Raw genomic sequence first — 20,703 nt, forward strand, 5'->3', positions numbered from 1 at the left:
GCGCATGCCGAACGAAAGAACGACCGTGATGAAAAACATCCAGGACCTCGACACCTCCGGCGCGCGCGCAGCGGAGACCTTCATTCACGGCGGCACGCGCTACCTCGTGGTGCCGCAGCTCGCAGTCGACGTGCCGGGGCAGCCCGCGATGATCACCGTGGGCAACAGCGATATCGATGCGCTGGTGTACCGCTGGCAGGACGAAACCTTCGTGCCGCACACGCGACTGCCCGTGCCAGGTGGAGAAGACGCGGAGTTCTTCGAGATCGGCGGCCGCGCCTTCCTGGCCACCGCCAGCCTGAAGTCGGGCGCCGGTCCGTACGAGCTCAACGTCGACTCGGTCATCTTCGAACTGAAGGACGGCGCGTTCACCGAGTTCCAGCGCGTGCCCACTTTCGCGGCCAAGCAATGGACGCACTTCACCATCGGCGAACGCCACTTTCTGGCGCTCGCACAAGGCGTGGCGATGGAAGGCACCGAGGCCCGGAATCCGTCGAAGTCGGCCATCTACGAATGGAACGGCAAGTGCTTCGCCGAGTTCCAGGTCATCGACTCGACCTGGGGCTACAACTTCGCGTTCTTCGAGATTGGCGGGCAGCGCTTCCTGGCCTATGCCGACCACGTGGCGCGCTCGCGCGTCATGCTGTGGAGCGGCAAGCGCTTCGAAGACTTCCAGCTGCTCGACGGCAAGACCGGCCGCGCCTTCCAGTTCTTCGAGGCACAGGGCGAAGCCTGGCTGGCCTTCGCCTGCCTGCACGACGACACCGTGCTTCTGCGCTGGAACGGCACCGGCTTCGTCGCGCACCAGACGCTGAGCGGCCCCGGCGGGCGCGAGTTCGTCTGGCGCGAAGATGCGCAGGGTGGCGAGCTGGTTCAGATCAACTTCCTGCTCGGCAGCCGCGAGGCGCCCGTTACCTCGCTGACCTCGGTCGGCTACCGCTTCGCCGACGGCAAGCTGGTGCCGCAGCGGGAGTTTCCGACCTCCGGCGGCACCGACGCCTGCGCCTTCGAGGTCAACGGCCACGCCTACCTGGTGGTGACCAACAGCCTCGGCGCCGACATCCGCTTTCGCACGCCGAGCAAGGTGTACCGGCTCGGCGCATAGACAGGAGCCACCATGACGGCAAACCCGAATTTCCAGAGCCCCGAATTCCTGCGCCTCTTCGAGACCTACACCGCGTGCGCCGACAGCATCGGCACGAAGATGACGCACGCCACCGCCGAGGCCGCGCCCGACGCGGCACTGATCGTTGCCACGGCGGCCGACTTCATCCTGTTTCCCGGCAGGGGCAGGCCACCCGAGGTCGAGGGCTACCGGCTCACGACGCGCGGCTTCAAGGAACTGGCGGCGGTGTCGCACCTCGGCCCAGCGCTGGCCTCGCTGGTGCGACTGCGCGAGCTCGACCCCGAAGGCACGCTGTGGCGCAGCGAAACCGAACGCCTGCTCGCCGCCACCGTGGCCGCGCGCGAAGCGAACAGTGTGGCGCTCTGGCGCGACGACATTGCGGTGCCCGCCTATCGGGGCCGCGAGACGGCCATCGCGAACATGGTGCACTACGCCTGCGAAGTCACAGAGCGCTACATCGCGCGTGCCCTCGCCCACCCAGAGACCCTCACCGCCGCCGACCTGCGCACGCACTACCTCGAAGCCACGGGCGATGCCATCGGCGCGAGCGTGCCGATGAACAAGGTGATGATCGCCACCTTCTTCCTTGTCGGCCTGGACACCGGGCACCGCGTGATCGCATGGTTCGAGCGCCACCGCATCGACTGGGCGAACGCAATGGTGCTGATCGTGGGCAGGCAGGGCCGCCCCACCGCGGGCGTTACCTGGAGCACCAACGCCGTGTGCTCGATGATCCTCGCCTCGTCGCACCATGCGCTGCCGCTGGAGCGCGTGTACATCGCACCGCATGCACCGGCGCCCACCTTCACCTACCCCGTCGACCTGCCGGCCGTGTCTGCCCACGAGGCGCCGATGCGCAAGCTCTGGTGGGCCACGCGGGCCATGAGCGACCTGGGGCCGATGATGTACGAGGGATACCCGCGCTTCGCCCCCGGGCGCGGCGGCCGGCCGGTGCTGCAGCCCGACACCACCGAAGTCAGCGAGATGCCCGCCATCGGCGGACCGGAGGACTGGCATGCGCTCAACACCCGCATGCGCGTGATCCTCGAAGACCCGCGGCAGTTGCTGGCGGGTTGCGTTACCGACTATGCGGCGGACCAGCTGCAGGGCAATGGCAACGACCCGCTGAAGGCGGTAGTGCCGGGCCTGGACGGCACGGACTACCCCGCGTATTTCTCCTGAGGGGCTAGGCGCCCTTTCTGCTTGCTGGCGCCTTGGCCTTCACGGTCTTGGGTGCCGCAGGCTTGGCCGGCACCGGCGCCTTGCGCGCCTCTCCCTCGCGCGCGGACTGCATGTGCCGGCTCTCGCCAATGGTCATGCCCACGATCCGCGCGAGCTGCCGGCTCACGCTGATGTACGCATGGCCGAGGCGGCTGTCGAAGTACAGCGAATCGCCGCGCGCCATGTGCAGCACTTCGCCGTTGTCGAAGTGCACCTCGATCTCGCCCGACAGCACATAGGCGAACTCTTCGCCCGCGTGCCGCACGAAGTCTTCCGGCCCGTGGATGCGCCGCGCATGCACCGTGCCGACGATGGGGCTCATCTGCTTGCCCGCCGCCGTGGTGCCGAGGAACTCGTAGGCAATCGACAGCCCCCGGTACACCACGCCCTTGCCTGCGCGCGTGACCACCGGCCCGTCGAGCTGCGCGGGCTTGACGCCTGCGCCCGCGAACATCGCGTTCATGTCCATCTCGAGCGCACGGCCCAGCGCGGTGAAGTTTTCATAACCCAACGCGAGCTGCCCGCGCTCGGCGCGCGAGATGGTGGTGATCGACACGCCCGAGCGCTCGGCCAGCTGTGCCAGCGTCCAGCCGAAACGCTTGCGCGCGCTGCGCAGGCGATGACCGAAAGTGGTGCGGTCCAGCGTGGGCGGCTCGTCCTTCGGCTTCGTTGCCGTCCTGGTCCCTGTGTGTGGATTCACGCTTGGCTTTCTCTTGTGATGCAAGTGGATTCTGCCAGCCGGGCAGTGCGCCATCCATGCCAACCCGCGTGACGCGGGCGCGGAAGTTGCGTATACGCAAATTGCGTTGACGCAAATTTCACCGAAGCGGTGCACCATGGTTTCCCCTTGGTGCCACCAAATCAATTTGCGTATCCGCAAATTTCTACCTACACTTTTTGCCGATGACTTCCAGCACCCCAACGCCCGTCGTGGCAGATTTCCTCGTGATCGGCGGCGGCATCGCCGGGGCTTCGGTGGCCCATTGGCTCGCACCGCATGCCAGCGTGATCCTTCTCGAACGCGAGTCGCAGCCGGGCTACCACTCCACCGGCCGCTCCGCCGCCCTCTTCATGGAAAGCTACGGCACGCCGCAGGTGCGCGCCCTCACCATGGCGAGCCGCGCCTTCCTCGAACATCCGCCCGAAGGCTTCTCGGAGCACCCGCTGCTCACGCCGCGCGGCGCGATGATGGTCGCGAGTGCCGATCACATGGCCGAGCTCGAAGCCCACTGGGAGGTGCTGCGCGCCATGGACACCGGCGCCTCGCGCCTGAGCGGCGAGCAGGCCCGCGAGATGGTGCCGGCGCTGCGCCCCGAGCAGGTGATGGGCGCGGTATACGAACCCGATGCGTCCGACATGGACGTGCACGCCATCCACCAGGGCTACCTGCGCGGCATGCGGCGCGCCGGCGGCAAGCTGGTGTGCGATGCCGGCGTGACGGCCATCGAACGCGTGGGCGAGCGCTGGCGCGTGGAGGCCGGCGGCGCCGTGTACGAGGCGCCCGTGGTGCTCAACGCGGCGGGCGCATGGGTCGACACCGTCGCACGCATGGCGGGCGTGCCTCCGCTGGGCATCGAGCCGCGCCGGCGCTCGGCCTTCATCTTCGCGCCGCCCGAAGGCCAGAGCGTCGCGCACTGGCCCATGGTGTTCGGCGCAGACGAGGGCTGGTACATCAAGCCCGACGCCGGCATGCTGCTCGGCTCGCCGGCCAATGCCGACCCGGTCGAGCCGCAGGACATACAGCCCGAGGAGATGGACATCGCCATCGCCATGCACCGCATCGAGGAAGCGACCACGCTCGCCATCCGCCGCCCCACGCGCACCTGGGCCGGCCTGCGCTCCTTCGTGGCCGACGGCGACCTCGTAGGCGGCTTCGAGCCCGGCGTGCCCGGCTTCTTCTGGGTGGCGGCGCAAGGCGGCTACGGCATCCAGACCTCGGCGGCCATGGGCGAGGCCTGCGCCGCGCTGGCACGTGGACTGCCGCTGCCCGAGCGCATCGCCTCCTTCGGGCTTACGGCCGAGATGCTGGGCCCGCAGCGGCTGCGCACAGCCACGGCCTGAGCGCAGCCACACACAGAAAAACATCCCACTCCACGAGACATCACCATGCGCGTTTTCAGTGCCTCCCTCGCCACCGAAACCAACACCTTCGGCCCGATGCCGACCGGCCTCGCCTCCTTCAAGGACCGCGGCTACTTCCCCGCCGGCAAGCACCCCGAAGCGATGACGCTGTTCTCGGGCCCGCTGTGGGCCGCACGCATGCGCGGCGCCGACAAGGGCTGGACGCTCTTCGAAGGCATGGTGGCCGGCGCACAGCCCAGCGGCACCACCACGCGCCACGCCTACGAGACGCTGCGCGACGAACTGCTGGCCGACCTGCGCGCGGTGCTGCCGGTCGACATGGTGCTGCTCGGCCTGCATGGCGCGATGGTGGCCGACGGCTACGACGACTGCGAAGGTGACCTGCTGGCGCGCGTGCGGCAGATCGTCGGGCCCGGCGTGGTGATCGGCGCGGAGCTCGACCCGCACAACCACCTCACGCCCGCGATGGTGAAGAACTCCGACCTGATGATCTCGTTCAAGGAGTACCCGCACACCGACGTGCTCGAACGCGGGCTGGAGCTGGTGGACATCTGCGCCGCCATGGTCGAAGGCAAGGTCAAGCCGGTGGCCGCGGTGGTCGACTGCGACATGATCGTCACGGTCCACACCTCGCGCCAGCCGGCGCGCGGCTTCGTCGAGCGCATGCAGTCGCTCGAGGGCAAGAACGGCGTGCTGTCGGTCTCGCTCACGCACGGCTTCTCTTGGGGCGACGTGCCCGAGATGGGCACCAAGGTGCTGGTCTACACAGACGGCAACCAGGCCCAGGCCGACGCTCTTGCGCGCCAGCTCGCCGACGAAGTCATCGCCATGCGCGACGGCCTCACGGTGAACTACCCGAGCATCGATGCCTCGCTCGACGAAGCACTGGCCTTCGACGGCGGCCCGGTGGTGCTGTCCGACGGTGCGGACAACCCCGGCGGCGGCGCGGCAAGCGACTCCACCTTCATCCTGCGCCGCATGGTCGAGCGCGGCATCAACAACGCGGCGCTGGGCCCGCTGTGGGACCCGATCGCGGTGCGCATCGCATTCGACGCAGGAGTGGGCGCCAGGCTGCAGATGCGCATCGGCGGCAAGATCAGCCCGCTCTCTGGCGATCCGCTGGACCTCGACTGCACCGTGAAGGCGCTGAAGCACGACCTGGTGATGACGGGCCTGGCAGGCACGCCCACGCTGATGGGCGACAGCGCGCTGATCGAGGCGAACGGCATCGAGATCGTGCTGATCACGCTGCGCAACCAGGCAATGGGCACCGACCTGTTCACGCAGCTGGGCTGCGACCTCGCCGCGAAGAAGATCATCGTCGTGAAGTCGTCGCAGCACTTCTATGCGTCGTACTCCAAGGTGGCGAAGCACGTCATCTACGCGGGCGCACCGGGCGCCGTGACGCTCGACCTGAACACGCTGCCGTACCGCAAGGCCCGCCTGCCCAAGTGGCCGATCGGTGTCGCCGCCTGACCTCCTCTTTTTCTTTCCTTCGCCCCCGACCGGAGAACCGACGATGAAACGACGAACGCTTGCCGCCCTCGCTGCCCTGGTGCTTTCTCTCCCGGCGTTCGCCCAGACGCCGCCTCCCAAGACGCTGAAGGTGGTGGCGCACGCCGACCTGAAGATCCTCGACCCGACCTTCACCACGGCGTACATCTCTCGCAACTTCGGCTACATGGTCTACGACACGCTGTTCGCGCAGGATGCGAGCGGCAAGCCCCAGCCGCAGATGGTCGACAAGTACACGACCTCGAAGGACGGCAAGCAGTGGAGCTTCACGCTGCGCCCGGGCCTCAAGTTCTCCGACGGCAGCGCCGTCACCTCGGCCGACGCCATCGCCTCGCTGCAGCGCTGGGCCGCGCGCGACAGCCTGGGCCGCGCGATGGTGGCGAGCGGCGCCGAGTGGAAGGCAACCGATGCGCGCAGCTTCACGCTCACGCTCAACGAGCCCTTCGGCATGGTGCTCGAGGCACTGGCCAAGCCCTCGGGCTTTCCGCCGGTGATCCTGCCCGAGCGGCTGGCCAAGATGCCGGCCACCGCGCCGCTGACCGAGGTGCTTGGTTCAGGCCCCTTCATCTTCAAGCGCGACGAGTGGGTGCCGGGCAACAAGACGGTGTTCGTGCGCAACCCCAACTACGTGGCGCGCAGCGAGCCGCCGAGCGGCCTGTCGGGCAGCAAGAAGAGCAGCTTCGATCGCGTCGAATGGCTCTACCTGCCCGACGCCAACAGCGCAGTGGCCGCCCTGAAGCGCGGCGAAGTCGACCTCATCGAACAACTGCCTCCCGACTACATCGCGCCGCTGCGCACCGACACCAGTGTGAAGATCGGCGCCTTCGGCACCTACCAGGGCTTCCTGGTGATGAACCAGCTGCATCCGCCCTTCGACAACCCGAAGGTGCGCCAGGCACTGCTGCAGGCCGTGAGCCAGGAACGCTTCGTGGCGGCCATGGGCTTCCCGCTGGACATGCGCATGGCCTACTGCGCCACCTACTTCATCTGCGGCAGCCCCAACGACACGGCCGCCGGCGCCGACCCCTACCGCAAGGCCGACGTGGCCAAGGCCAAGCAGCTGCTCGCAGCCTCCGGCTACAAGGGCGAGAAGGTGGTGCTGATGGTGCCCAGCGACGTGCCCTATCTCAACGCAGAGGCACTTATGGCCGCGCAGACCATGAAAAGCATCGGCCTGAACGTCGACGCGCAGAGCATGGACTGGGCCTCCATCGGCGCGCGCCGTGCCAAGCGCGACGCGGCCGACGCGGGCGGCTGGAACATGTACGTCACCGTGGCCGGCGAATTCGACGCCAACTCGCCAATCGCCAACGCCTACCTGGGCGCGGCGTGCGGCAACACGCTGCCCGGCTGGCCCTGCGACAAGCCGCTCGACGAGCTGCGCACCGCGTGGCTGAAAGAGACTGTGCCGGCCAAGCGCAAGGAGCTGCTCGACGCCTTCCAGCGCCGCGCCTACGAAGCCGTGCCGTACATCAACGCGGGCCAGTATTCGGCCGCGTTCGCCGCGCGCGCCAGCCTCAAGGGGCTGGACAAACTCTGGGCCGGCCTGCCGACGGTCTGGGTACTCGACAAGTAAGACGAAGCGCCAGCACAAGGCATCGCCATGGGCTACATCGTTCGACGCTTTCTCTCGACGCTCCCCGTCATGGCGGTGGTGGCCGTGGTGGTGTTCCTGCTGATCCACCTGTCGCCGGGCGACCCGGCCGCGCTCATCGCGGGCGACCTTGCAACCACCGAGGACATCGAGAAGCTGCGCGCCGCGCTCGGCCTGAACCTGCCGCTGTGGCAGCAGTTCGCGCTGTGGGTCGGCAAGCTGTTCACCGGCGACCTCGGCACCTCGATATTCACGCAGATGCCGGTGGCGCAGCTGCTGGGGCAGCGGCTGGAGCCGACGGTGTCGATCGCCGCGCTGACCATGCTCATCACGCTGGTGGTGTCGGTGCCGCTGGGCACGCTCGCGGCGCATCGCGCGGGCAGCTGGATCGACCGGCTGGTGATGCTGTTCGCGGTGCTGGCCTTCTCGGTGCCGGTGTTCCTGGTGGGCTACCTGCTGGTCTACAGCTTCGCGGTCCAGCTGCCGTGGTTTCCGGTGCAGGGCTATGTGCACTTTGCCGAGGGTCCGGGCGAGTGGCTGCGGTCGCTGGTGCTGCCCTGCGTGAACCTGGCGCTGGTGTACATCGCTCTGGTGACGCGCATGACGCGCGCCACCGTGCTCGAAGTGCTGCACGAGGACTACATCCGCACCGCGCGCGCCAAGGGCCTGGGCGTGCTGCCGGTGCTGGGGCATGCGCTGCGCAACGCGGCCATTCCCATCGCCACCACCGTCGGCGCGGGCATCGCGCTGCTGATCGGCGGCGTGGTCGTCACCGAAACGGTGTTCGCCATTCCGGGCGTGGGCCGGCTCGTGATCGATTCAGTGCAGCGACACGACTACCCGGTGATCCAGAGCGTGCTGCTGCTCTCGGCGGGGGTGTATGTGCTGATCAACCTGCTGATCGACCTGAGCTACCGCCTGTTCGACCCGCGCATCCAGTACTGATGAAGAAGAACCCCACGCAATGTCCACGGTCCTTCCCTTGAACACCATCCAGACACCCGACGCCGCGGCCGACGACGAAGCCCCTTTCGTGCCGCCGCGCTGGCGCTGGGTGCGCAAGCACCCGACGCTGATCATCGGTGCGCTGCTGCTGATTGCGGTGGCCATTCTCTCCATCGCCGCGCCGTGGATCGCCACGCACGATCCGCAGGACATCGACCCGCTCGCGCGCATGCAGCCGCCCTCCGGCGAGCACTGGTTCGGCACCGATGCGCTGGGCCGCGACGTATTCAGCCGCGCCGTGTGGGGCGGGCGCGTGTCGATGATCGTGGGCGCCGCGGTCGCGGTGCTGGCCACCTTCTTCGGCATTGCGCTCGGACTGGTGTCGGGCTTCGTGCGCTGGGCGGACGGGCCGATCATGCGGGTGATGGACGGGCTCATGGCCATTCCCGGCATCCTGCTGGCCATCGCGCTCATGGCGGTGACGCGCGCCAGCCTGACGACGGTGATCATCGCCATCACGGTGCCCGAGATTCCGCGCGTGGTGCGGCTGGTGCGATCGCTCGCGCTCACGCTGCGCGAGCAGTTGTTCGTGGAGGCAGCACACGCGGTAGGCACGCGGCTGCCGGTGATCCTGGTGCGCCACGTGCTGCCGAACATCGTGGCGCCGTTGGTGGTGCAGGCCACCTTCGTGGCGGCGGCCGCCGTGCTGACCGAGGCCGCGCTCTCATTCCTCGGCGTGGGCGTGCCTTCGCAGACGCCGAGCTGGGGCAACATGATGGCCGAGGGGCGCAACTTCGTGACGGTGGCGTTCCACATCATCCTGTACCCGGGGCTGCTGCTGGCGGCGACGGTGCTGGCGATCAACCTGCTGGGCGACGGTCTGCGCGATGCGCTGGACCCGCGCCTGGCACGGCAGCTGTGAAGGACATGTCATGACGATCACCATGTCCCACACCGCCCTCGCCCCCGGCGAGCCTCTGCTCGAAGTCGACAACCTGCGCACGCATTTCCACACGCTGGCCGGCGTGGTGCGCTCGGTCGACGGGGTTTCGTACACGGTGCGCGCGGGCCGCACGCTCGGCGTGGTCGGCGAATCGGGCTGCGGCAAGAGCGTGACGGCGCTGTCGATCCTGCGGCTGGTGCCGACACCGCCCGGACGCCACATGGGCGCGGTGCGGCTGCGCGGCACCGACCTGATGCAGCTCAGCGAACGCGAGATGCGGCAGATTCGCGGCAACCGCATCTCGATGATCTTCCAGGAGCCGATGACATCGCTGAACCCGGTGCTCACCGTGGGCCGGCAGATCGCCGAGACCGTGCAGCTGCACCAGAAGGCCAGCCGTGCAGACGCGATGAAGCGCGCGGTCGAGATGCTGCGCGTGGTGCAGATCCCCGAGCCCGAGCGGCGCGTGAACGAGTACCCGCATCAGCTCTCGGGCGGCATGCGCCAGCGCGTGATGATCGCGCTGGCCCTGGCCTGCAACCCCGAGGTGCTGATCGCCGACGAGCCGACGACGGCGCTCGACGTGACGATCCAGGCGCAGATCCTCGACCTCATCAAGCGCCTGCAGAAGGAGCTGGGCATGGGCGTGGTGATGATCACGCACGACCTGGGCGTGGTGGCCGAAAGCTGCGACCGCGTGGTCGTGATGTATGCCGGCAAGAAGGTGGAAGAGGCAGACGTGATCGACCTGTTCGACCGCCCGCTGCACCCCTACACGCGTGCTCTGATGGCCTCGATGCCCGCGATGAACACTGCGAGCACGCGGCTCACCGAGATTCCGGGGCTGGTGCCGGCCGCACACGAACTGGGGCGCGGCTGCGCCTTTGCGGCGCGCTGCAGCCATGCGCGCGAACGCTGCCGCGCCGAGACGCCGCAGCTCGTGCAGCAAGGCGGCGACCATGTGGTGGCGTGCTTTGCAGTCGAAGAACACTGGGCAGGTACCGAGGAGATGGCTGCATGACGACGACCGCTGCAACGCCACTGCTGCAGGTGCGCAACCTGCGCAAGCACTACATCTCGCCCAAGCGCTGGCTGCGGCCGGCCAGGCCTTCGATCCAGGCGGTCGATGGCGTGTCGTTCTCTGTTGCACGCGGCGAAACGCTGTCGCTGGTCGGCGAATCGGGCTGCGGCAAGACGACCACGGCCAAGTCGGTCATGCGGCTGGTCGAGCCGACCTCGGGCTCGGTGGAGCTCGAAGGCGAGGAGCTGCTGACGCTGTCCGCCGAGGACATGCGCATGCGCCGGCGGCAGCTGCAGATTATTTTTCAGGACCCGTATGCCTCGCTGAACCCGCGCCTCACAGCCGGAGACATCGTGGCCGAGCCGCTGCGAAACTTCGGCATGGGCATGGCAGCGGAACGGCGCGAGCGCGTGCAGTGGCTGTTCTCGCGCGTTGGGCTGCGGCCCGAGGCGGCAAAGAAGTTTCCGCACGAGTTCTCGGGCGGACAGCGACAACGGCTGGGCATTGCGCGTGCATTGGCACTGAACCCGAAGCTGATCGTGTGCGACGAGCCGGTGTCGGCGCTCGACGTGTCGGTGCAGGCGCAGGTGGTCAACCTGCTGATGGACCTGCAGGCCGAGTTCGGTATCGCGTATCTCTTCGTGGCGCACGACCTTGCGGTGGTGCGGCACATCAGCCATCGCGTGGCAGTGATGTACCTCGGGCACATCGTGGAGATTGCCGACCGCGACACGCTGTTCTCTTCGCCGCTGCATCCGTACACCGAGATTCTTCTGTCGGCCGTGCCCGTGCCCAACCCACGCACGCCCGCACGCCGCATGCTGCTGCAGGGCGATCCGCCGAGCCCCGCCAACCCGCCTTCGGGCTGCCGCTTCCACACGCGTTGCCCGATGGCGCAGGCCGTGTGCAAGGAGAAGACGCCCGAGCTGAGCGAGCGGCCGTCGTCCGCGAACGGCAGCCACTGGGTTGCCTGCCATTTCCGCTGAAGAAGAAAGAAAGGATCTTTCCGTGTCCGAAAAACCTCCCCACTACGACCTGCTGATCCGCGGCGGCACCGTCATCGACGGCACCAAGGCGCCGCGCTTCGACGCCGACGTCGGCATCGTGAACGGCCGCATCGCCGCCATCGGCAAGCTCGCGGGCCACACGGCCGAACAGACGCTCGACGCCACCGGCCGCATCGTCGCGCCCGGCTTCATCGACTCGCACACGCACGACGACCAGGCCGTGCTGTCGCAGGCGCAGATGCCGTTCAAGGTGTCGCAGGGCGTGACCACGGTGGTGGCAGGCAACTGCGGCATCAGCGCCGCACCGCTGCGCGCCGACATGGACCTGCCGATGCCGCTGAGCCTGCTCGACTCGCCGGCGGAAGGCCGCTTCACCACCTTCGCTACGTACCTCGATGCGCTGCGCGCCATGCCCTCATCGGTGAACGTGGCGGCGATGGTGGGCCATTCGACCTTGCGCGCCGTGGTCATGGCCGACCTCGACCGGCCCGCGAACGACATCGAGATCGCGGCCATGCAAGCGCTGGTCGAAGAGGCGATGCAGGCCGGCGCCATCGGTCTGTCGACCGGCACTTTCTATCCGCCGGCCGTGAAGGCGACGACCGAGGAGATCATCGAAGTCGGCCGCCCGCTCACATCGCGCAAGGCGCTGTACGTGACCCACATGCGCGACGAGAGCGACCGCGTGATGGAGTCGCTGGAAGAAACCTTCCACATCGGCCGCGCGCTCGACATTCCGGTCGTGGTGTCGCACCACAAGGTGCAGAACACGCAGAACTTCGGCAAGACGAAAGTCACGCTGCCTTTCATCAAGGAAGCGATGCGGCACCAGTGCATCGGGCTCGACTGCTACCCCTACACGGCCGGCTCCACCATGATCCGCACCGACCGCGGAATGATGGAAGGCCGCGTGCTCATCGCATCGAGCGTGCCGCACCCTGAATGCGCAGGCCGCGACCTGAAAGACATTGCAGCCGAATGGGGCGTGTCAGGCGAAGAGGCGGCCAGGCGGCTGCAGCCCGGCAGCGCGATCTATTTCATGATGGACGAGGACGACGTGCAGCGCATCCTCGCGTTCGACGAGACCATGATCGGCTCGGACGGCATTCCGCTGGGCGAGAAGCCGCATCCGCGCCTGTGGGGCACCTTTCCGCGAGTGCTGGGCCACTACAGCCGCGACATCGGCCTGTTCCCTCTGGAGACGGCGGTGTGGAAGATGACGGGGCTCACGGCGCGCAACTTCGGCCTGCACGAGCGCGGCACGCTGAAGCCGGGCCACCATGCCGACGTGGTGATCTTCAACGCCGCGACGGTGCGCGACACCGCGAACTACGAAACGCCGATGCAGCCGGCAGAGGGCATCGATGCGGTGATCGTGAATGGCGCCGTGACCTGGCGCGATGGGTCGCACTGCGGGGTGCGCAACGGACAGGTGATCACGCGGCGCGAGACTGCCTGAATGGCTTGAGCAGGCTCAGTCCGGAGCGTTCATCACGCGGTCGAACTCTTCGTCGGCCGGCACGTTGTCGGCATCGAGTTCGCTCGCATCGGTGAGATCGATGCCCGTTTCCTCCGACAGGTCGTCGGACACGTCGCTGTCCTGCTCCTCGAAGTCATCGGCGGGCGTGTCGTCCTCATCGTCTTCGGCGGGCGAGGCGGATCGCGCGGTGGCGTCGATGGTGTTCATGATCGGTTCCTCGGCTGATTTCTGACAGACCCCCTATGGTGCGCCTGTTTCGGCCGTTCCGGTTCATCCGGCGCGCAGCGTCGGTGTCGGAAAGTTTCCCGCGGGATTCGCTAACCGGCTGACCGACCGTCAGTCCTTGTGCACGTGGCCGTGCTCCCCGTGGCCCGGGTCGTCGTGGCCGTGGTCGTGCCCATGCTCGCCATGCGCCAGCCGGCTCACTAGCGTGACCAGCACGATGCCCGCGGCCAGCCACAGGATCTGCGCGGCGGTCTGGCGTGCCGGCAGGCGCTTCTGCAGCTGCGGAATCAGGTCGGCCAACGCCACGTAGACAAAACTGCTGCCGGCCAGCACCAGGAAGTACGGCAGCCAGCTGTGCAGCTGGTCGACCAGCCACCAGCCCGCGATGCCGCCCAGCGCGGTCATGGTGCCGGCGAGCGACACCTTCACCAGCGCCGCGCGCTGGTTGGCGGAGCTCTGGCGCAGCACGACGAGGTCGCCGATGTGGTGCGGAATTTCGTGCGCCAGCACCGCGATGGCGGCAACCAGGCCCAGGCGCAGGTCGGCGGTGAAGGCCGAGGCGATCAGGATGCCGTCGCCGAAGCAGTGCACGCTGTCGCCTGTGAGCACGGCCCAGCCACCGGTTCGGGGGCCGTGGTCGTGCGTGTGGCCATGCGAGTGCCCGTGGTCATGGTCGTGCCCCTCGTGCCCGTCTTTCTCGTCGCCATGGTGATGTTCGTGCCCGTGGTGCCACAGCTCGGCCTTGTCGAGCAGGAAGAAGAACACCAGCCCGAACAACAGCACCGCGAACAGCAGCGCGGGCTCGATGCGGCTCTCGAAGGCTTCGGGCAGCAGATGCATGAACGCCGTGGCAAGCAGCGCGCCAGCTGCCAGGCTCAGCAGATGCTGCGGGTTCACGCCGCCCGAGCCGCTGCGCACGCCCACCTTCAGCAGGAGGGCCGCGAGCCAGACGCTTCCGATACCGGCAACCAGGGTCGCCGCGATGATGACTATCAAATTCATAGCTGCTTGCGCAAGAGGAGCGGCCGCTGAAACTGTTTCAACAAGGCCGTTGTCCGTTCATAAAAAGAGAAAAGGCCGTCATTCGACGGCCTTCGGCGGGGGTGGCTACAGGGCGCCGCGTTCAGGCGACGCCATTGGCTTTGAACCAGGCCGTGGCACGTTGCCAGCCGTCGTCCGCCGCGCTCTTGACATAGCTGGGGCGGTAGTCGGCATGGAATGCGTGGCCTGCTTCGGGGTACACGACGAAGCTCGACGCCTTGGCCGCCGGGGTTCCAGTGGCCAGAGCTGCTTTCATCTTATCAACCGTGTCAAGGGGGATCCCCTGGTCTTTTCCGCCGTACAGGCCAAGCACCGGCGCCTGCAGGCTGGCGGCGATGTCGATGGGGTGCTTCGGCGTCAGTTCGCTGGGCTGCCCGACCAGCCGGCCGTACCACGCCACGCCCGCCTTGACCTTGCCGGTGGCGGCATACAGCCACACGATGCGCCCGCCCCAGCAGAAGCCGGTGATGCCGGCCTTGCTGGTGTCGCCGCCGTTGGCCTTGGCATAGGCCAGCGCGCCGTCGAGGTCGGCCAGCACCTGTGCGTCGGGCACCTTGCTGACGATGTCGGCCTGCAGTTTGGGAATGTCGGTGTAGCCGCGCGGGTCACCCTGGCGCGCATACAGCTCCGGCGCGATGGCCAGGTAGCCGAGCTGGGCGAAGCGGCGGCAGGTGTCGGCGATGTACTCGTGCACGCCGAAGATTTCCTGGATCACAAGAATCACCGGCAGGCCGGTCTTTCCGGCGGGTGCCGCAGCGTAGGCGGGCACATCGAAGCCGTTGACGGTGTACTTGATCGGGCCGGCCTTCAGGCCTTCGGCCGAGGTGCTGATGGCAGTCTGCGCGGCCACCGGCAGCACGGCGGCGGCATAGCCCACGCCGATGGCGGCCTTGAGTGCAGTGCGGCGCGTGGCGCCCTGCTCGGTGCTCTCGCCGGGGCGAAGCGAATCGAAGTCTGAACGGCTGTCGTCGAGGGGCATGGGAAGGGCTCCAGTTGGATCGTCGGACAAGGGGCGTTGCGCTATCAAAAAACGCACGCCGCAATGTAGGCGAAATCGACTCCCGCCTCTATGTCCCCTGGTTTCAGTGGGGTTGGTAGGCCCGCCGGGCCAGCGCCGCGGCCAGCACCTGCGCGGGGTCGACGAGGTCGAGGCCCGCCACCGCGGCCGAACCCTGCAGACCCAGCGGCACTTCGGTACAGCCCATGATGATGGTGACGGGGCCATGGCGCTCGGCCAGCCGCAGTGCCACATCGGAAAAGCATTGCTCGGCGAGCTGCATGTTGCCGGCCTTCACGCCGTCGAAGATGCCGCGCGTGATGGTGTGGCGCTCCGCCGGCGTCGGCACGTGGCAGCCCAGGCCCGCTTCGGCCAGCGCCTGTTCGTAGAGGCGCACGCGGTAGGTGCCTTCGGTAGCCATCAGCGCGACGCTGGTCGTGCCCTGCCCGGCCAGCTGTTGCGCGGTTTCGCGCGCCATGTGCAGCAGTTCGACCTGCGGAAAGCGCTCCTGCAGGTTGGCGTGCCATGCATGCGCGGTATTGCAGGCGATGGCCACGGCCCGGCTGCCGAGCGCGGCCAGCCGGCCCAGCGCCTGCAGCATCGGCTCCAGCGGCTGGTGTGCGCCCTGTTCCGCCGAAGCCAGCGCGTCGGTACGGTCGGGCACCGGCACCTGCGCGAGCCAGTGTTCAGGAAAGGACTGGTCGCGCACCGGCTCGCCGCGCGCACGCATCTGCTGCGCGCAGGCCAGCACGAAGAGCCGTACGAAGTCGGCGCCCGCCGCGGGGCCCATGCCTCCAAGAATGCCGACCACCTGCGTCACTGCCATGTCCTTTTCTTATCTTCTCGTCGCGCCTGGATCAGGTCGCGGGCTTGTCGCTGAGAGCTTTCAGGTTCTCTTTCAGCTGCGGGCTCATCGGCAGGTTCAGCGGCACGTTCTTCGGCGGGATCGGCTGCATGAACCACTTGTTGTAGAGCTTCTCGAACTCGCCGCTCTTCATCAGGCCGGCGAAGGTGTCGTCGACCAGCTTCTTGAAGGCCGGGTCGTCCTTGGGCAGCATGCAGGCATAGGGCTCGACCTGCAGGGAATCGCCCACCACCTCGAAGTCGGCCGGCGTCTTGGCGTTGGCGATCAGGCCGAACAGCAGGATGTCGTCCATGGCGAAGGCCACGGCGCGGTCGCTCTCGACCAGCAGGAACGAATCGGCGTGGTCCTTGCCGAGCACGATGTCCATGCCGAGATTCTTCTCGGTGTTGTACTTGCGCATTACCAATGCATTGGTGGTGCCGGTGGTGCTGGCCACGGTCTTCTTCGCGAGGTCGGCGTAGTTCTTGATCTTCGAAGACTTCTTCACCAGCAAGCGCGTGCCGGTGTAGAAGTGGTTGATGGCAAAGGCCACGTCCTTGCCGCGCGCGGTGTTGTTGGTGGTGGAGCCGCACTCCAGGTCAACCGTGCCGTTGGTGATCAGCGGAATACGGTTCTGCGAGGTGACGGGCATGAGCGCGACCTGCAGGTTGGGCTTGTTCAGTTTTTTCTTCACCGCCTCGACCACGGCGTTGGAGAGTTCGACCGAGAACCCGATCGGCTTGTTGGGGCCGTCGAGATAGCTGAAAGGCACCGACGACTCGCGATACGAGAGCGTGATCTTGCCGGACTCGGCGATCTTGGCCAGCGTGTCGGCAGCCTGCGCGCCAGTGGCGCTGAAGAGCACCGTTGCGGCCATGGAAGCCATGAGGACGGGGAGTTTCATGCGAGCCTTCATTCGGTTGAACTGAACATGCGGCCAGTTTAAGAAGCAGCGAAACAAAACAACAATTCCAATTGAAAGCCGGCCCATGCCCAAAGGTTATGGGCGGGGGTTCTTTTGGCATTTCCGGCCGGAGCCGCGCGCGCCTACAGTCACGGCTCAAGTTCTCAATCTCCGGAAAGTTGCCTCCATGCATGTGTGTGTGCTCGGTGCCGGCATCGTGGGCCTGGCCACCGCCTGGCAGCTCGAACGCCAGGGCCATCAGGTCACCGTGATCGACCGCGCCGCCCCTGGCGCGGGCGCAAGCGGCGGCAATGGCGCGCAGCTCAGCTACTCGTACGTGCAGCCGCTGGCCGACCCGTCGATCTGGAAGCAGTTGCCCAAGCTGTTGCTGTCGCCCACATCGCCGCTCAAGCTGCGCCCGCAACTCGACCCGCTGCAATGGCGCTGGGGCATGGCCTTTCTCGCAGCCTGCAACGCACAGATTTCGCGCGACACGACGGCGAAGCTGCTGGCGCTGGCCGCATCGAGTCGTACAGAGTTCGAGGCGATGCGCGCCGATATCGCACCCGATTGCGATTTCTCGGCCACCGGCAAGCTGGTGCTGTATGCCAGCTCGGCTTCGCTCGAAGGTGCGCGCGCGCAGCTCGAACTGCAGCGCGCCATGGGTAGCGAACAGCGCCTGGTAACGCCTGACGAATGCATCGCCATCGAGCCCGCGCTTGCCAGCTACCGCGGCCAGATGGCGGGCGCCGTGCACACGCCGAGCGAATGCGCGGCCGATTGCCTCAAGGTGTGCACCGAGCTCATGCGGGCATTGAGCGCGCGCGGCGTGCGCTTCATGCTCGGCGCCGACGTGCATGGCTTTGCGCGCAGCGAGAACCGCATCGCGGCCGTGCACACCAGCGAAGGCGACGTGGAAGCCGATGCCTTCGTGATGGCGCTGGGCTCTGCCTCGCACAAGCTGGGCCGTGCGCTGGGGGCCTATCTACCGGTGTATCCGCTCAAGGGCTACAGCATTACCGTGGAGGTCGATCCGTCACCCGGCGCCGCGCCGCACGTGAACGTGACCGACAGCGCACGCAAGGTGGTGTTCGCGCGCATCGGCTCGCGCCTGCGCGTGGCGGGCATGGCCGAGCTGGTGGGGCACGATGCAAGCATTCCTGCGACGCGCATCGAGACGCTGGCAACGGCGACGCGTGCCCTCTTCCCGCATGCAAGCCGGCTCGAGGAACTGCACCCGTGGACAGGCATGCGGCCCGCCACGCCGAAAGGATTGCCGATCATCGGCCGTCTGGAGAGCGCGCCGTCGAACATGCTGTTCAACACGGGCCACGGCGCACTGGGCTTCACGCTGGCCTTCGGCTCGGCGCTAAAGATCGGGCAGGCCTTGCAGGCCTGAGCGCAATCTGCTTCCTTCTCAGCTGGTGGTGACCAGCTTGAGCCCGATCAAGCCGGCCAGGATGAGCGCAATGCACAACAGCCGCATCGGCGCGGCCGAATCGCCCAGCACCACCATGCCCACGATCGCGGTGCCCGCGGCGCCGATGCCGGTCCACACCGCGTAGCCCGTCCCCATCGGCAATGTCCGCAGCGAGAGCGAGAGAAGCACCACGCTCGACAGGCCGGCAGCGACCGTGAAGAGCGCGGGCACCAGCCGCGTGAAACCCTCGGACGACTTCATCGCAAAGGCGAAGACGATTTCAAGAACGCCGGCAACGCCGAGTAATGCCCATGCCATGGCGTTCAGGCCTTGGCAGCGGCGGCAGTGGCAGCGGGCGTCGAGCGGAACGTGATGCCGAAGCGGTTGAAGGCGTTCATCAGGCCGATCGCGTAGGTGAGGTCGGCCAGTTCCTTGTCGCTGAACTCGGCGGCAGCGGCTTCGTAGTCCGCATCGGGAACGCCGGTTTCAGCGACGCGCGTCACGGTTTCTGCCCAGGCGAGCGCGACCTGTTCGCGGCGGCTGAAGACTTCGCCCGCGTCGTGCCACACCGGAACCAGCACGAGCTTGTCGACCGCCAGGCCGGACTTGAGCAGGTCGCGCGAATGCATGTCGATGCAATAGGCGCAGCCGTTGATCTGCGAAACCCGTAGGTAGACGAGATCGACCAGTTGCTTGGGCAGGCCGCTTTTCTGGACGGCCATGTACACCCCTCCGAAAGCCTTGTAGACCTCGGGCGAAATCTTTGCGTAGTCGATGCGATTGCTCATGAAGAGTCCTTGTGTGTGCTGGTTGGAAAGGACTCCATGGTGTCGAATCTTGGTCTAGCCCAGAAGATCCATGAATGGCATTCGATACTGGGCCATGATCTTCCAGATCACATCAGGCTCAGGATGCGCTTTCCGAGCTTCTCGGCGGTGCGCCGGGAATCGATGTTCGTGAAGTTGACGAGCAGGGCCGAAGCGCCCTGGCCCTCCTTCGTCCAGTCTGACAATGCCTCCGCGTACAGGCCCTCTTCCCGCATGCGCGCCACGAGCTCGCGATCCGATTGCCGGCCTTGCAACCGCAAGATGAGATGCATGCCACCGGGTTGCGCGTCGATTCGCACGTGCTGCCCGAGCACGCTCTGCAAGCCCGCGCTGGTCGCCTCGCGACGCTCGGCATAGAGCCTGCGCATCCGCTGGATATGCCGCGCGAAGTGCCCCTCCGTGATGAAGGCGGTGACGATGGCTTGCGTCAGTTCGGGGCTGCCCCCGGCGAAGGTCTGGATGATCTGCTCGAAGCGCTCGACCTGCGACTCCGGCACGACGAGATAGGCCAGCCGGATGCTCGGGAAAAGCACCTTGCTGAAGGTGCCCGCATAGAGCACGCGTCCGTCGCGGTCCAGGCTCTTCAGCGCAGGCAAAGGGCGGCTGACATAGCGGTATTCGCCGTCGTAGTCGTCCTCGACGATCCACGCGTTGTGCCGTCCGGCCCAGTCGAGCAGCGCCTGGCGCCGGGGCAAGGACAGGGAAACGCCCAGCGGGCTCTGGTGCGCCGGCGTAACCACGGCTGCACACGCGCGCGGCGCCGACTTGATGCCCTCGGAAACGACCATGCCCTCCTGGTCTACATGCACCGGGACAGCCGCGATTTGCATGTGCGCGAGCAGCTCCCGCGTGGGCGGGTAGCCCGGGTCTTCGAGCCAGACGCGGTCTCCCGCCTTCAGCAAGGCGAGGCCGATCAGCTCGATGGTGTGGCGGTATCCCGAGGTCACGAACACCTGCGATGCAGCGCAGTTGATGCCACGCGACACCTGCAGATACGCGGCGATTTCGGCACGCAGCTTTGGCAGCCCGTAGATGGAGGGATGCGCCATGTCGGATGGCTGCATGGCACGCACGCAGCGCGCACCCAGGCGGGCCCATATCTTTCGGGGGAATTCGTCGAGGGCGGGCAGCCCCATTTGAAACGGAAGAATCGAATCCGGCCGGAAACCGATCGAAGAAATTCTCTTGTCGAGCGGAGGCTCCGGAATTGCCACGGGCGTTTGCGGCTTGAGGCCCGGCGCCACGATGGTCCCGGCCTGGCCACGTGCCTGGATGTATCCCTCGGCGACCAGCAAGGAGTACGCGGCTTCGATCGTTCCTCTTGCCAGGCCCAATTCCTTGGCCAGTGCGCGGGCGGCGGGTATCCGGTCGCCGGGCTTGAGCAATCCGCTGGAGATGGCATTGCGAAACCGCTCGTAGATCTGCCTGTAGTAGGGCTCGGCCGCTGCGGGGTCCAGGGGCGATACGGGGCTGGTCTTCTTGGCGATCATGGATCAATCACTAGCTCCATT

Annotated in this window: 20 protein-coding genes; 11 read left to right on the plus strand and 9 right to left on the minus strand. The window is 67.1% G+C overall.

The genetic code is table 11. The annotated features are described in order from the left end of the window. The first annotated feature begins 28 nt into the window (after positions 1–28). Positions 29–1,105 (plus strand): hypothetical protein, encoded by a 1,077-nt coding sequence (locus ACZYSP_RS09225; RefSeq protein WP_489013888.1) that lies wholly within the window; start codon positions 29–31, stop codon positions 1,103–1,105. Between the two features lie 12 nt (positions 1,106–1,117). Next, complete coding sequence (locus ACZYSP_RS09230) at positions 1,118–2,308, plus strand: DUF5624 domain-containing protein (protein ID WP_489013890.1); 1,191 nt, start codon at positions 1,118–1,120, stop codon at positions 2,306–2,308. Between the two features lie 4 nt (positions 2,309–2,312). On the opposite strand, the gene ACZYSP_RS09235 is transcribed toward ACZYSP_RS09230, so the two are convergent. Beyond that, positions 2,313–3,047 carry a helix-turn-helix domain-containing protein gene (locus tag ACZYSP_RS09235; RefSeq protein ID WP_354338495.1) on the minus strand — a complete coding sequence of 245 codons (735 nt, stop codon included), beginning with the start codon at positions 3,045–3,047 and terminating at the stop codon, positions 2,313–2,315. A 203-nt stretch (positions 3,048–3,250) separates the two neighbouring features. Here ACZYSP_RS09235 and ACZYSP_RS09240 point away from each other — a divergent pair, with 203 nt between their 5' ends. The 8 genes from ACZYSP_RS09240 to ACZYSP_RS09275 are packed head-to-tail and all read left to right on the plus strand — an operon-like array spanning position 3,251 to position 12,913. Next, positions 3,251–4,408 carry an NAD(P)/FAD-dependent oxidoreductase gene (locus tag ACZYSP_RS09240; RefSeq protein WP_489013893.1) on the plus strand — a complete coding sequence of 386 codons (1,158 nt, stop codon included), beginning with the start codon at positions 3,251–3,253 and terminating at the stop codon, positions 4,406–4,408. A 45-nt stretch (positions 4,409–4,453) separates the two neighbouring features. After that, on the plus strand, positions 4,454–5,905 hold the full coding sequence (locus ACZYSP_RS09245) for a M81 family metallopeptidase (RefSeq protein ID WP_489013895.1): 1,452 nt from the start codon (positions 4,454–4,456) through the stop codon (positions 5,903–5,905). Positions 5,906–5,948: 43 nt separating this feature from the next. Continuing rightward, entirely contained in the window at positions 5,949–7,520 is a 1,572-nt protein-coding gene (locus ACZYSP_RS09250; protein ID WP_258350572.1) for an ABC transporter substrate-binding protein, read from the plus strand. A 27-nt stretch (positions 7,521–7,547) separates the two neighbouring features. Then, the gene (locus ACZYSP_RS09255; RefSeq protein ID WP_093049926.1) at positions 7,548–8,483 is read left to right on the plus strand and encodes an ABC transporter permease; all 936 of its coding nucleotides are present in this window, start codon (positions 7,548–7,550) and stop codon (positions 8,481–8,483) included. A gap of 19 nt (positions 8,484–8,502) precedes the next feature. After that, positions 8,503–9,405: an ABC transporter permease gene (locus tag ACZYSP_RS09260; RefSeq protein ID WP_093075394.1), complete on the plus strand. Its 903-nt coding sequence runs from the start codon at positions 8,503–8,505 to the stop codon at positions 9,403–9,405. Positions 9,406–9,415: 10 nt separating this feature from the next. Further along, positions 9,416–10,447 (plus strand): ABC transporter ATP-binding protein, encoded by a 1,032-nt coding sequence (locus tag ACZYSP_RS09265; protein ID WP_093075396.1) that lies wholly within the window; start codon positions 9,416–9,418, stop codon positions 10,445–10,447. Beyond that, entirely contained in the window at positions 10,444–11,433 is a 990-nt protein-coding gene (locus ACZYSP_RS09270; protein ID WP_093049917.1) for an ABC transporter ATP-binding protein, read from the plus strand. Before ACZYSP_RS09265 ends, ACZYSP_RS09270 begins: the two co-directional genes overlap by 4 nt. A gap of 22 nt (positions 11,434–11,455) precedes the next feature. Beyond that, positions 11,456–12,913, plus strand: a complete 1,458-nt coding sequence (locus tag ACZYSP_RS09275; protein ID WP_489013899.1) for an N-acyl-D-amino-acid deacylase family protein — start codon at positions 11,456–11,458, stop codon at positions 12,911–12,913. Between the two features lie 15 nt (positions 12,914–12,928). Here the strand turns inward: ACZYSP_RS09275 and ACZYSP_RS09280 are convergent, their stop codons facing one another. From ACZYSP_RS09280 to ACZYSP_RS09300, 5 genes are all read right to left on the minus strand, one after another. Next, entirely contained in the window at positions 12,929–13,141 is a 213-nt protein-coding gene (locus ACZYSP_RS09280; RefSeq protein WP_093049911.1) for a hypothetical protein, read from the minus strand. A 129-nt stretch (positions 13,142–13,270) separates the two neighbouring features. After that, the gene (locus ACZYSP_RS09285) at positions 13,271–14,161 is read right to left on the minus strand and encodes a ZIP family metal transporter (protein ID WP_097199726.1); all 891 of its coding nucleotides are present in this window, start codon (positions 14,159–14,161) and stop codon (positions 13,271–13,273) included. A gap of 121 nt (positions 14,162–14,282) precedes the next feature. Further along, positions 14,283–15,179, minus strand: a complete 897-nt coding sequence (locus tag ACZYSP_RS09290; protein WP_093075402.1) for a dienelactone hydrolase family protein — start codon at positions 15,177–15,179, stop codon at positions 14,283–14,285. A gap of 103 nt (positions 15,180–15,282) precedes the next feature. Continuing rightward, entirely contained in the window at positions 15,283–16,023 is a 741-nt protein-coding gene (locus tag ACZYSP_RS09295) for an aspartate/glutamate racemase family protein (RefSeq protein WP_093049902.1), read from the minus strand. 31 nt (positions 16,024–16,054) lie between these two features. Then, a complete protein-coding gene (locus ACZYSP_RS09300) occupies positions 16,055–16,945 on the minus strand; it encodes a transporter substrate-binding domain-containing protein (protein WP_093075407.1) in 891 nt (296 codons plus the stop codon). Between the two features lie 187 nt (positions 16,946–17,132). Between ACZYSP_RS09300 and ACZYSP_RS09305 the strand changes: the two genes are divergently transcribed. Beyond that, entirely contained in the window at positions 17,133–18,344 is a 1,212-nt protein-coding gene (locus ACZYSP_RS09305) for a D-amino acid dehydrogenase (RefSeq protein WP_489013902.1), read from the plus strand. 18 nt (positions 18,345–18,362) lie between these two features. On the opposite strand, the gene ACZYSP_RS09310 is transcribed toward ACZYSP_RS09305, so the two are convergent. The 3 genes from ACZYSP_RS09310 to pdxR form a co-directional block, all read right to left on the minus strand. Next, the gene (locus ACZYSP_RS09310) at positions 18,363–18,683 is read right to left on the minus strand and encodes a DMT family transporter (protein ID WP_489013904.1); all 321 of its coding nucleotides are present in this window, start codon (positions 18,681–18,683) and stop codon (positions 18,363–18,365) included. Positions 18,684–18,688: 5 nt separating this feature from the next. After that, positions 18,689–19,153, minus strand: coding sequence for a carboxymuconolactone decarboxylase family protein (locus ACZYSP_RS09315; protein WP_258350582.1), 465 nt, complete (start codon positions 19,151–19,153; stop codon positions 18,689–18,691). 107 nt (positions 19,154–19,260) lie between these two features. Continuing rightward, on the minus strand, positions 19,261–20,682 hold the full coding sequence (gene pdxR, locus ACZYSP_RS09320) for a MocR-like pyridoxine biosynthesis transcription factor PdxR (RefSeq protein ID WP_489013906.1): 1,422 nt from the start codon (positions 20,680–20,682) through the stop codon (positions 19,261–19,263). Positions 20,683–20,703 lie beyond the last annotated feature (21 nt).

It is taken from the genome of Variovorax sp. F042, assembly GCF_057814215.1.